The sequence below is a fragment of the Rouxiella sp. WC2420 genome (assembly GCF_041200025.1).
Lineage (GTDB): Bacteria > Pseudomonadota > Gammaproteobacteria > Enterobacterales > Enterobacteriaceae > Rouxiella.
Genome location: NZ_CP165628.1, coordinates 2,422,487 through 2,435,248, shown reverse-complemented (window position 1 = coordinate 2,435,248; position 12,762 = coordinate 2,422,487). Strand labels below are relative to the sequence as shown.

Genomic DNA, 12,762 nt, shown 5'->3' with positions numbered 1-12,762 from the left:
TCACTCCTTCATGATGAGTTTAATTTTTTCAGATTAAATGAAGCTTGGCAGCAGTGCCTGCACCGCCGCTGGCCAGTTTTCACGGCCTGCCCACAGACGCATGCTTTCGACATCCGGTGCCATCAGGCGGTCTCGCTCAAGGAAGGCCACACGTTCACGCACGGCGCGAATTTCCCCTTCTATAATTGCCGAACTTTGCAGCGGGCGATTGAAATCGATGCCTTGCACTGCGGCCATGGCCTCTATTCCCACCACTACGGCGGTGTTGAAACACATATCACCCAGACGGCGCGCGGCGTAGGTCGCCATCGACACGTGATCTTCCTGATTGGCCGAAGTTGGCAGACTGTCTACGCTGCCTGGATGCGCCAGTGATTTGTTCTCGGAGGCCAGCGCGGCTGCGGTAACCTGCGCTATCATAAAGCCGGAGTTTACGCCGCCGTCATTGACCAGAAATGCCGGTAGCCCTGACAGGCCGGTGTCGAGCAACAATGCCAGGCGACGTTCGGAAATGGCCCCAATCTCGGCTACCGCCAGCGCGATAATATCGGCAGCAAAGGCTACGGGTTCGGCGTGGAAGTTACCGCCGGAAATCACGTCACCGTTTTCGGCAAATACCAGCGGGTTATCCGACGCGGCGTTGGCTTCAATCTGCAATATTTTTGCCGAGTGTTTGAGATTATCCAGACATGCACCCATGACCTGCGGCACGCAGCGGATAGAATACGGGTCTTGCACCCGTCCACAGTGCGTATGAGAAGTGACAATGTCACTACCTTCCAAGAGTGCTGAAACGGCTGCGGCCACGGCGATTTGTCCTTCCTGACCGCGCGCCTCGTGAATACGCGCATCGTAAGGTTTTACCGAACCTTTAATGGCTTCCAAAGACAGCGCCCCCGCCACCAGCCCGGCGGCAAATACGCGCTCGCCTTCGAACAGACCGCGCAGCGCCAGCGAAGTGGAAACCTGGGTGCCGTTCAACAGCGCCAATCCTTCTTTTGGCCCCAATACAAATGGCTTAAGACCCACGGTGGCCAAGCCTTCCACGGCCGAGACTTTCACCCCATTGACGCGGACTTCCCCCTCGCCAATCAGCATTAATGAAAGATGCGCCAGCGGTGCCAAATCCCCAGATGCGCCTACCGAACCTTTCTCCGGGATACACGGCATTACACCGGCGTTGAACAGCGCAATCAACGCCTCGATGACTTCAATACGGATACCTGAATGGCCGCGCGACAGGCTCAGCACCTTGGTGGCCATCACCAGGCGCACCACGTTATCAGGCAAGTCCTCACCAATCCCCACGCTGTGTGACAACACCAGATTGCGCTGCAGTTCTGCCAGTCGTTCTGCCGGGATCATGGTTTGTGCCAGCTTGCCAAAACCGGTGTTGATGCCATACACCACGCGACCCTGACTGACAATCTGCTGCACTATTTCCTGGGAAGCCAGCACCTTGGCGCGAGCGGAATCCGCTAGTTCTATGCGCACATTGCCCTGATAAATCTTACGCAGTGTCGACAGGCCAACCTGACCCGGCTGCAAGTGGCAAAGTGTCAACTCGGTGGATGAAGAAGCCATAATCTATTCCTGTATAGACAAGTTGAGTGAAACAATTTCCCGGCACTACATTCTGCCGGGAAATCAGACCGTGTGCGGGATTACCCCGCCGATAAGTTCCTGCTCAGGCAAGGACTTTGCGCACCTGAGATTCAATTTTTGTGGCTCTGATCGCGGCCACCGATAAATCAATTATTCAAGCTGACAAGACTAATGTTCCTGCGCCTGCAAGGTCTCGACGCGAATTTCTTCAGTCACTGTGGCCTTCAGCGCCATAAACTCTGGCGAGGTTTTCAGCCGATAATCACGCGGATGCGGGAAATCCACCGGCACCTCAGTTTTAATCCGGCCCGGACGCGCGCTGAATATCGCCACTTTATTAGCCATAAAAATGGCTTCATCAATGTCGTGAGTGACAAACAGCACCGTTTTTCGCGACGACTCCCAGATCGACAACAACAGTTCCTGCATCATGACTCGCGTCTGGTTATCCAGCGCGCCAAACGGTTCATCCATCAATAAAACCTTGGGATCATTGGCCAGCGCACGGGCAATCGCCGTGCGTTGCTGCATACCGCCTGAAAGCTGGCGCGGAAAATGATGTTCGAACCCCCGCAGCCCCACTTTATTGATAAAATAGTCACTGCGTTCTTTTTGCGCCGCCTTGGAGACGCCGCGCTCCTGCAACCCGAAGCAAATATTTTGCTGCACGCTAAGCCAGGGAAACAGCGTGTAGCTTTGAAACACCATGCCGCGATCTGCGCCGGGGCCATCGACAAGCTCGCCGTCGAGCCACACTTCGCCGCGCGTCGGCTGATCCAGACCAGCCACAATCCTTAGCAAGGTTGACTTACCACAGCCGGAAGGCCCGAGAATGGTAATAAAATCATTCTCGTTGACCTGATAATCCACCGGCAGCAGCGCCTGAGTTTTTTCGCCCTTCGGGCCGGTAAAAATGCGTTCAACCTGACGAACACTCAGTTTGGGATGAATCATTTGAATGAGCTCCAGATAAACAGGCGGCGGTTGGCCGCTTTAAACAGGAAATCAGACAGCAGGCCGATGCAGCCGATGACGATAATGCCGAAGATCATCTGTCCGGTATTAAGCATCGCCTGACTGTCGACAATCATGTGGCCGATACCGCTGGAGGAGCCGATAAGTTCGGCGACAATCACGTAGGTCCACGCCCAGCCCAGCACCAGGCGCAGCAGCTCGGCAATTTCAGGCGCGGCTCCGGGAATAATCACTCGGCGCACAACGCTTTTGTTTGTCGCCCCAAGGGTATAGGCAGCTTCGACCAGGTCACGTCGCGCCCCACCGACAGTGACCGCCACCATCAAAGTAATCTGGAAAAACGAGCCGATAAAAATCACCAGAATCTTTTGCATTTCACCGATGCCGGCCCAAAGGATCAGCAGTGGCACAAAGGCTGAGGCGGGCAGATAGCGGCAAAACGACACAAACGGCTCGAAAAATGCCTCAATGAGTTTGTAGGAACCCATCAAGATACCCAGTGGAACGGCAATGATCGCAGCCAGAATAAAGCCGCCCAGTACGCGCCACACCGTCATGCCGATATCGCTAGCAAAGTCGAACTGGGTAAACAGCAGCCAACCTTCTTGCAGCATACTGGCCGGATTTGCCAGAAACGTCGGTGAAACCAGACCGGTAAACGTCGCCAGCGCCCAGACGGCAAAAAAGACCACAAAAAAGCAGAAACCGAGGAACCAGCGCTGGCGAGCGGCAACCGGGCGCAACGGCACCATTAACGGATTATGCGAGACCTTTTTGCTTGCCGGCAATGGAGCCGGCTCGCGGCCATCTGTTGCGGACGGGACCCGTGGTGCATCACTGACAGTTCGTTGCATCAAAGCTACCCTCCTGTTAATCGCTATTTCGCTACCGTGGCGTTATTGACGTACTGCGGGTCAAATAAAGTGCTGATATCCGGCGTTTTGCGCAAAATCTTCATTTGCGTCAACAGCGTAGCCGCCTCTTTACTGAAGCTGGTAATTTCTCCGCCAAAGAATTTCTTGTTTTGATCCAGATCCTGCCAGCGCAGATAGCTCGACTCTTCAGCAAACTGCTTGCCGGTTTCTTTCACCGCCGCGCCCATGATTTCGTTGGACTTGTCCGGGTCTTGTTTAATCATCGCCAGCGCGTCGAAATAGCTATTAACCAACGCCTGCGCCGCTGCGGGATTTTTCTCCAGGAAGGCTGGCGTGCAGCCAAGAGTATCCATCACCATCGGGTATTGCAGCGTGGTGGCCAGGATCTTGCCTTTGTCCGGGCTTTGGCGAATCGAAGACAGGTAAGGCTCGTAGGTTACTGCCGCATCGTTTTGACCGGCAATAAAGGCGTGCGCTGCGGCGTCCGGGCCAAGCGTCGCCAGCTTGACGTCTTTCATGGTCATGCCGTTTTTATCCAGCATCCACGCCAGCAGAAAATAAGAGGAGGTTCCCGGAGCATCGACGCTAATCGTCTTACCCTTGAGATCGGAAATCTTGTTGATGCCCTGACGTACCGCGATACCGTCCGCGCCGTAGGATTTATCAAGCTGAACGATTTGCTTGATTGGCACCCCGGCGGCGTTCCAGGTGAGATAAGTCTCGACGGTAGTGGCAGCACATTGCAGCGAACCGGAAGCGATAGCCAGATGGCGCGACTGCTGCGGCACCATTTTTAGCGTAACGTCCAACCCGTTTTTTTTGAAGATGCCGGCTTTATCCGCCAGCGTCAGAGGAGCAAAACCTGTCCAGCCAGAAATACCGATAGCGACCGGGGTGTCTGCCGCCAGCGCAGCGCCCGCACTGGCGCAGCCCAGAGTTACAGCCACACTCAGTAAGGTGAAGGATTTTTTCAGTACGGCTTTGGAAAACACATTGCTCATTTGCCACTCCTGTCGAAAGTACCTGTCTGGAATATTGGACTGTCACATCGTGACCGCGCCACTGTCTATTCTTGTCTATACAAGCTAGCGACTTAATTGACGCAAAGTTTGTGCCAGTTTTAAGTCGCATCAGGAATGCCGCTAAAGTCCGACCGAGCGGCGTAAAATCTATCCTCTTTATGCCGTAGCGGATTAATTGCTGGCCGCAAAGATCCAGCGTCTGGCGCTACGGTTTAATTCAGTGCAGCTGCCGCGCTATTTTGGCGCAGCGAGCGGGATTGCATCAAAAAGCCGGGGTCGCAATAAACCCTCGTATTCATCAGCACCGCAGAAATCAATACAGCGGCAGAATAGCCGCCCATAGCAACAGGCAATCTTTACTTTTAGCGTGCAGCAGCAATTCTAAGGTCACGTCCTGCCCGTTATCCCAGACCACGCCCTGATTGGCAGTGAGTAATTTTTCGCCCTGCAATTCCCATTCGCCTTTTAGAATCAGCAGCACGCCGCCCATTAACAACGGCGCGCAAAAATCGTTATTTTTTGCGCTGACCACTGAACGACAGGTGCCGCGTCGAGTCATGATATTAAAATCAGTGGTGGTGCCGCCGGTAAGCTCTGCGCTCAGCGTCAGGTCACCGGAAAAGGCAAAAGGCTCGGCGGGGGTAGTAAGATAGTGGTCAACCTGGTTTTTGGAAAACAGATGAACCCCCTCACCGGTCAACAAAGTGATTGAACGATCGATGCCGTGGAAGGCTGAAAACGGCCCATCCTGAGCGATGGTGGCAATGCTGGCCCGCCAGTTAAAATCGCTGGCTTCTTCTGGCGTGCTGATGATCTCACGGGTTTCGCCGCCGCCGTTGCGCCAGGGGGTGACAGGTAAATCGTCAATATTAAAAAAGCTCAAAGTGTTGTGAATCGTTGAAGCAAAACTCATAAAGACTCCTACTCCTGACTCAGGAGTTTTAGCAAGGCAAGAAAATCCGCCGCCGCTTCTGTCTGTTGCGCATGGCGGCCTGCAATAATCTTAGCCTCTCCTGCGACCCACACGTCCTGAATCTGCGCCGCTGTGCCTGCAAACAGCCAGCGATTGAGCAATTCGCCGTCCTGCGCTGCGCCTAAATACGGGCATTCTCCGTCCAAAACTAGCCAGTCAGCGCGATAACCCGCTTCCAGCTTGCCAATCATGACGCCGCAGGCCTGTGCTCCGCCTGCCAGAGCCTGACGATAAAGCAGGTCTCCCACCGAAGGCTGCTCGTGAGTTACCAGACGGTTACGACGGGTATCGCGCAGCCGCTGCCCGTACTCCAACCAGCGCAGTTCCTCTACCACGTTTAGGGAAACATGACTGTCGGAACCAATGCCCCACGAGCCGTTCTGCGCCAGATAATCAACCCCGGGGAAAATGCCATCGCCGAGATTGGCTTCCGTGGTTGGACAGAGACCGGCCACCGCCCCGCTCAACGCCAGCTGTTTAAGCTCGTCCTGATCGGGATGGGTCGCGTGAATCAAGCACCAGCGTCCGTTGACCTCAAACTTGTCAAACAGCCAGGCAATGGGCCGCTGGCTGCTCCAGGCTACACAGTCATTAACCTCTTTGACCTGTTCCGAGATATGAATATGTACCGGCAAACTTGCATCGCTGCTGGCCAGCACCTGCTGCATTTGTTGCTGGGAAACGGCGCGCAGGGAGTGGAAACAGAGGCCTTGATTCTGGGTGGTAATGCCTTTGATTTGTTGGGATATAATCTGCTGTTGCTGCAAATAACTGTCGGTATTTTGGATAAAGCGACGCTGGCCGGGCTGCGGCGGCTGTGCGCCAAAACCAGAATAGCTGTAAAGTACTGGCAGCAGGGTCAGGCCAATCCCCGCCTGTTCGGCGGCACGGCTCAGGTAAGCGGTCATCTCTCCTGGATTAGCGTAAGGATTGCCCAACGGGTCGTGGTGCAGATAATGAAACTCCGCGACCTGGGTATAGCCGCCTTTCAGCATTTCGATATACAGCTGACGGGCAATCACCCCGACCTGCTCGGGCGTCAGGCGGCCAACCATACGATACATCAGTTCACGCCAGGTCCAGAAGCTGTCCTGTGGATTACCCGCTACCTCGGCGAGACCCGCCATGACTCGCTGGAAAGCGTGAGAATGCAAATTTGGCATGCCCGGAACCACCGCTCCCGAGAGTAACTGACACCCTTCACTGCTGGCGCTGACCAGTACTTCAGTGATAAAACCCTGTGCGTTGACTTCAAGACGAACGTCGTGGGCCCAACCATGGGGCAGCAAGGCGCGAGAAGCAAAAAATGCAGGCATGGCAAGTTCCCGGTGTAAGTTAATTGATCTAAAAATTGACCTGTGATTAAAAATCTTTCGACTTTTGAGACTTTCCTGAACAGCTTGTCTATACATATACATACGGCAATGAAATCTGTAAACTGCCGATGTTGCTTTTTTTAACAAATAGCGCAGTTAAATTGACTAATAAGTGAGGTGAGTGGCATGTCTGACCAACCGTTGTCCGAACAACAGGTGGTGTCACAACAAATTTTATCGCAGCTCTCGGCGGCGATAAGCGATACACCCGCCCCGATTTATCAGCGCGTAAAACAGGCAATAGTTGGCCAGATCCGCACCGGTGTGTGGCCGCCGCACCAGCGTGTACCTTCAGAAAGCGAGCTGGTCAACGAGCTGGGTGTGAGCCGCATGACCATTAACCGCGCACTGCGGGAGTTGACCAGCGAAGGTTTCCTCATCCGCATGCAGGGGGTCGGCACTTTTGTTGCCGAAGCCAAGGCCTATACCCCGATGCTGGAAGTGCACAATATTGCCGATGAAATTGCCGAACGCGGTCATCGCCACTGCAGCAGGATTGTGGTGTGCGAAGCCCGTGCCGCCGATGCAGAACAGGCGCTACAGCTGGGTATCTCCCGCGGTGAACAGATGTTTTACTCGCAGATTATTCATTACGAAAATGACGTGCCGGTGCAAATTGAAGACCGCTATGTCAATCCCAAAACTGCCCCGGATTATCTGCACAACGTGTTCAGCAACAGAATGCCCTACGACTACCTGATGCAGGTTGCACCGCTGACCAGCGGCGAGCATCGGGTCGAGGCAGTAAGCGCCAGCGCCGAACAAAGTGCCCAGTTACAGTTAAAAGAGCATGAACCCTGCCTGCTTATCCATCGTCGCACCTGGAGCGGCAATCAGGTAGTCACCTCGGCACGGCTGATTTATCCCGGCTCGCGTTACCAGCTGTTTGGCCGCTTCACCAGCCACGGCTAAACACCTGTGGGCCGCAAGCGCCTGCGACGAAAAGTATAAGAAAAAGCTATCGTTGCCGTGCTTGCCGCCTGCGAGGTTATGCGTTAGCTTCCCTGTCGTTGTCTATACAAGATACGTTAAAGCAGGAGATCCTCATGGCGGTACCCTTGCATTCTTCGCCCTCTTTTGACGGCAAAATTCACTGTGACAGCCTGTGGTTTGGGGCCGACTTAGTCACTATGCATGATGGGCATTACAGCATCATCGAAAATGGCACGATCGCGGTCAAAGACGGCAGGATCCTGTGGATCGGTCCACGAAATCAGAGTCCTGACTTTACCGCGCCGCAGCGCACTGATTTTGGCGGCGGCATTGTGACCCCCGGATTTATCGACTGCCATACTCATCTGGTATTTGGCGGTGACCGCAGCGCCGAGTTTGAACAACGCCTGAATGGCGTGAGTTACGCCGCAATCGCGGCTCAGGGCGGCGGGATCCTCTCTACCGTCAATGCCACTCGCGACGCCACTCAGCAGCAACTTTTTGCCGCAGCAGAATTTCGACTGCGCCCGCTGCTGGCCGAAGGCGTCACTTGTATCGAAATCAAATCCGGTTACGGGCTGAGTGAAGAGAGCGAGCTGAAAATGCTGCGGGTGATCCGCGAGCTGGGCGCTACGCAACCGGTCGAGATTAAGTCGACCTGTCTGGCAGCTCACGCGGTTCCTCCCGAATTCAAAGGCAAGGCCGATGACTATATCGACCTGATTTGCGACAGTTTACTGCCTCAGGTTGCCTCTGAGGGCCTAGCCGACGCCGTTGATGCGTTTTGTGAACATCTGGCGTTTTCACCGCAGCAGGTCGAGCGCGTTTTCAATAAGGCTGCTGCGCTGGGCCTGCCGGTAAAACTGCACGCCGAACAGCTTTCCTCCTTGCATGGCAGCACGCTTGCGGCAAAACACCACGCGCTGTCTGCCGATCATCTGGAATACGCTACCGAATCTGATGTCGCGGCGATGGCGGCCAGCGGCACTGTCGCGGTGCTGCTTCCCGGCGCTTACTATCTTTTGCGTGAAACCCAGAGCCCGCCGGTTGAGCTGTTTCGCCACCACGGCGTACCGATGGCGCTGGCCAGCGATGCCAACCCCGGTACTTCTCCGGCACTTTCGCTGCGCCTGATGCTGAATATGGCCTGTACCCTGTTTCGCATGACGCCAGAAGAAGCGCTGGCGGGTATCACCCTGAACGGCGCAAAAGCGCTGGGTCTGGAAAAAACGCACGGCACGCTGGAGGCCGACAAGGTTGCAGACTTCGTGCACTGGCCGTTAAAGCGCCCTGCAGAACTGGTTTACTGGCTGGGCGGTCAACTGCCCTGCACCGTTGTTTATCGTGGAGAAATTCGTTTATGAGCCTTGCAGAACCTTATGAGTTCATTCAGGGGACTGCGCCCCTGTTGATCAGCATCCCGCATGCCGGAACTCACCTGACGCCGGAAGTGGCCAGTGGCCTCACCGATGCCGCCCTGCCATTGTCCGATACCGACTGGCATATTCCCGAACTGTATAATTTCGCCAAGGCGCTGGGCGCGAGCATTATCATCGGCCAGTACTCGCGCTTTGTCATCGACCTTAATCGCCCGGCCGACGACAAACCGCTGTACACCACCGCAACCACCGGGCTTTACCCTGATACCCTGTTCGACGGCCGCCCGACCTTTAAAGAAGGTCAACAACCTAGCGATGAACAGCGTAAAGGCTATCTTGATACCCTGTGGCAGCCGTATCACCAGAAAATTCAGCATGAGCTTGACCGCATTAAGCAGCAGCACGGTTATGCCATGCTGTTTGATGCCCATTCCATTGCCTCGGTGATACCGCGCCTGTTTGAAGGGAAATTGCCTGATTTGAATCTCGGCACCAACAGCGGCCTGAGCTGCGCGCCGGGTTTGATTAGCGTCGTTCAAAGCTGTTGCAGTGCGCAAGAGACCTTTACTCATGTGCTGAACGGCCGTTTTAAAGGCGGTTATATCACCCGCGCCTATGGTCAACCGGATAAACATCAGCACGCAGTGCAGTTGGAGTTGGCACAGTGTAATTATATGGAAGAGATAGAGCCTTATCCTTATGCACCAGCCAAGGCGGAACAGCTACAAACGGTACTAAAACCGCTGCTGGCAAGCATGCTGCAATGGGGAGAAAGTCATTATAAATAATCATAATTAATTTTACGCTGTCTACCGATTATCGTTTTGCTAGACAGCGCTTATCGTGAAGTGGATTTTTAATCGAGGTCCAGCAAGTATTTCATTGCTACCTTGAGCGCTGCCAACGCCGCTGCGGCTGCAAGGACGCACATTGCATTTAGCCAAAGTCATTGCTGTTGCAGCAAGGCGGCAAGTGAAAGAGTCCCGATGAGCTGACGCGGGTCAGTGATGCGGGCGATTAAGCGCTGCCAACGCCGCTGCGGCTGCAAGGACGCACATTACATTTAGCCAATGTCATTGCTGTTGCAGCAAGGCGGCAAGTGAAAGAGTCCCGCTGAGCTGACGCGGGTCAGTGATGCGGGCGATTAAGCGCTGCCAACGCCGCTGCGGCTGTAAGAGCGCACATTGCATTTAGCCAAAGTCATTGCTGTTGCAGCAAGGCGGCAAGTGAAAGAGTCCCGATGAGCTGACGCGGGTCAGTGATTCGGGCGATTAAGCGCTGCCAACGCCGCTGCGGCTGCAAGGACGCAGGCTAAATTTATTCGTTGAACAACCGGTCATAAACATGCTGCAAATGAAGCTGCATTACCCTCTTGGCGGCAACGGGATCTCTTGCCAGAATGGCGTCGGTAATTGCCTGATGATCGGCGTTCATTTGTAGAGGAAAATCAGTCTCGGCATAGTGTGACTCTAAACGAACAAAACGCGCGGACTCACGCTTGTTCCACAAATATTCCATCATATCGCGCAACACTTCATTGCCCGTCATCTCGCTTATTAGCAGATGAAAACGTTTATCCTCGCGCAAAAAATCCTGATTATTGATATTTAACTGCGTAAGTTCGCGATTGATTTCAGCCAGTTTTTCTCGCTGATCATCAGTGCCATTAAGGGCTGCAAGTTCGGCCGTGGTGCACTCATAAATTTGACGTGCCTTAACCAGCGATTGCAGGCTGAACTCTTCTTCAGCGACAACCGGTTGTTGCGATGGCAGCGGATTACTGACGTAGACGCCATTGCCGGTGCGAATTTCCACCCAGCCGGTTATCTCCAGGGCAATCAGCGCCTCGCGAATAGAAGAACGGCTTACGCCGAGCTGCTTTGAGAGATCGCGTTCAGAGGGGATCATCTGGCCGGGTACGAACTGGCCGCTGTTAATGTAATCCTTAAGCAGGTTAGAAATCTGGCGGTAAAGTCGTTCCACTTTGAGTGTAGGTAATTCCATTTCATTCCCCGATGTAATATTGCTATCTCTCTGATTTTACGCGTTCTGACCCGTGGCAAACCGGCTTTAATACACCTTATCATAACGTTTAAAACATCACGACGCCCCGCTGTTGCTGCCCTTGAATCAAGATCAAAAAGGAAGATCAATTGTGCAGGATTGATCACATTATTTTAACTCATACTGCTGAATGATACACAGGCCTGATGGCCTGACCAGCAGACAATTAGGCCAACAGGCGTATTACATCGACCGACCCTATGATAAAAAACATAATTAAGGACACCTTATGCAAGCCTCTTCTCTGGACAGGATACTGCCGGAAACTCTCGCCAGATCGCATAAAATCAAGCGGATACAGACTATTTCACTGTCTTTGCTCTTTATGGCAGGGATCATTAATTTTCTCGACCGCGGCTCGCTGTCGATTGCCAATCAGGCCATTCGCGGTGATTTGGGCCTCTCCGCCACCGAGTTCGGTTTCTTGCTGTCTGCCTTTTCACTTTCCTACGGTATCTCTCAACTACCCAGCGGTATTCTGCTTGACCGTTTTGGGCCTCGCATTGTGCTCGGCGGCGGCCTGTTGTTTTGGTCGCTGATGCAGGCGCTGGCGGGCAGCGTAAACAGTTTTAGCCACTTTATTATGCTGCGCATTGGATTGGGTATCGGCGAAGCGCCGTTTATGCCCAGCGGCGTCAAGGTGGTCAATGACTGGTTCAATGTTAAAAAACGCGGTCTGCCAATGGGGATTTTCAACTCTTCGACCACGCTGGGTCAGGCGTTTGCGCCACCGATTTTGGTCGCACTGATGCTGGCCTTTGGTTGGCGGATGATGTTTCTGATCATTGGTGTTGCCGGTATTGCCGTCGCGCTTTGCTGGTGTGCCTGGTATCGCAATCGCAGTCAAATGGTGCTCAGCGCCGAAGATAGCGCCTATCTCGATCAAGGCAGTAAACCGGTGCTCAAAACCCGTCTCAGCCTCGGTGAATGGGGCTCTTTGTTCAAGCGCCGCAGTGTCTGGGGCATGCTGCTGGGCTTTAGCGGCGTCAACTATACCGCGTGGCTGTATCTGGCCTGGTTACCGGGGTATTTGCAGGCCGAACGGGGTTTGAGCCTCGCCAACACGGGTTGGGTCGCGGCGATCCCGTTTCTGTTTGGTTCACTGGGAATGCTGGTCAACGGCGTTGTCGCCGACCGGTTGGCGCAAAAAGGTTATTCGTTGTTAAACAGCCGCAAGGCGCTGATCTGCTTTGGTTTGGTGTGTTCCGCAGCCTGTACCCTGCTGGTCATTCAATCTGCCAGCACCACAATGGCCGTGGCGTTTATCAGCCTCGCGCTGTTCTTTATCCACTTTGCAGGCACTTCGGCGTGGGGACTGGTGCAGGTAATCGCCCCTTCTCGCATGGTTGCCTCGGTGAGCAGCATTCAGAACTTTGGCAGCTTCATTTTTGCCTCGTTTGCCCCCATCGTCACCGGCTGGGTATTGGATACCACCGGTTCGTTTAACTGGGCATTGGTAGTCTGTTCCTGTGTCACCTTTGCCGGGGCGCTGTCTTATTTCTTTATCGTTAAAGATCCTATTGAATCGGCCGAAGCGGTCTAAATTTTAGTTGCCTGTCT

Annotated in this window: 11 protein-coding genes; 4 read left to right on the top strand and 7 right to left on the bottom strand. The window is 54.1% G+C overall.

The annotated features are described in order from the left end of the window. Positions 1-33: 33 nt before the first annotated feature. The 6 genes from hutH to AB3G37_RS11135 all read right to left on the bottom strand — a co-directional run bounded on the left by hutH (position 34) and on the right by AB3G37_RS11135 (position 6,766). Complete coding sequence (gene hutH / locus AB3G37_RS11160; protein ID WP_369790730.1) at positions 34-1,584, bottom strand: histidine ammonia-lyase; 1,551 nt, start codon at positions 1,582-1,584, stop codon at positions 34-36. A gap of 189 nt (positions 1,585-1,773) precedes the next feature. Beyond that, entirely contained in the window at positions 1,774-2,559 is a 786-nt protein-coding gene (locus tag AB3G37_RS11155) for an ABC transporter ATP-binding protein (RefSeq protein ID WP_369790729.1), read from the bottom strand. Further along, complete coding sequence (locus tag AB3G37_RS11150) at positions 2,556-3,332, bottom strand: ABC transporter permease (RefSeq protein ID WP_369790941.1); 777 nt, start codon at positions 3,330-3,332, stop codon at positions 2,556-2,558. The genes AB3G37_RS11155 and AB3G37_RS11150 overlap by 4 nt, the downstream gene beginning before the upstream one ends. A gap of 125 nt (positions 3,333-3,457) precedes the next feature. Beyond that, a complete protein-coding gene (locus tag AB3G37_RS11145) occupies positions 3,458-4,456 on the bottom strand; it encodes an ABC transporter substrate-binding protein (RefSeq protein WP_369790728.1) in 999 nt (332 codons plus the stop codon). 334 nt (positions 4,457-4,790) lie between these two features. Continuing rightward, entirely contained in the window at positions 4,791-5,390 is a 600-nt protein-coding gene (locus AB3G37_RS11140) for a HutD family protein (protein ID WP_009639101.1), read from the bottom strand. A gap of 8 nt (positions 5,391-5,398) precedes the next feature. Then, entirely contained in the window at positions 5,399-6,766 is a 1,368-nt protein-coding gene (locus tag AB3G37_RS11135; protein WP_369790727.1) for a formimidoylglutamate deiminase, read from the bottom strand. 186 nt (positions 6,767-6,952) lie between these two features. Between AB3G37_RS11135 and hutC the strand changes: the two genes are divergently transcribed. The 3 genes from hutC to hutG all read left to right on the top strand — a co-directional run bounded on the left by hutC (position 6,953) and on the right by hutG (position 9,926). Beyond that, a complete protein-coding gene (hutC, locus tag AB3G37_RS11130) occupies positions 6,953-7,738 on the top strand; it encodes a histidine utilization repressor (protein WP_369790726.1) in 786 nt (261 codons plus the stop codon). A gap of 134 nt (positions 7,739-7,872) precedes the next feature. Then, entirely contained in the window at positions 7,873-9,123 is a 1,251-nt protein-coding gene (gene hutI / locus AB3G37_RS11125; RefSeq protein WP_369790725.1) for an imidazolonepropionase, read from the top strand. Continuing rightward, positions 9,120-9,926: an N-formylglutamate deformylase gene (gene hutG, locus AB3G37_RS11120; RefSeq protein ID WP_369790724.1), complete on the top strand. Its 807-nt coding sequence runs from the start codon at positions 9,120-9,122 to the stop codon at positions 9,924-9,926. Before hutI ends, hutG begins: the two co-directional genes overlap by 4 nt. A 529-nt stretch (positions 9,927-10,455) precedes the next feature. Here hutG and AB3G37_RS11115 read toward each other — a convergent pair. Beyond that, on the bottom strand, positions 10,456-11,142 hold the full coding sequence (locus AB3G37_RS11115; protein WP_009639106.1) for a FadR/GntR family transcriptional regulator: 687 nt from the start codon (positions 11,140-11,142) through the stop codon (positions 10,456-10,458). Positions 11,143-11,431: 289 nt separating this feature from the next. Between AB3G37_RS11115 and AB3G37_RS11110 the strand changes: the two genes are divergently transcribed. After that, the gene (locus AB3G37_RS11110) at positions 11,432-12,745 is read left to right on the top strand and encodes an MFS transporter (RefSeq protein WP_369790723.1); all 1,314 of its coding nucleotides are present in this window, start codon (positions 11,432-11,434) and stop codon (positions 12,743-12,745) included. The last annotated feature ends 17 nt before the right edge of the window (positions 12,746-12,762 follow it).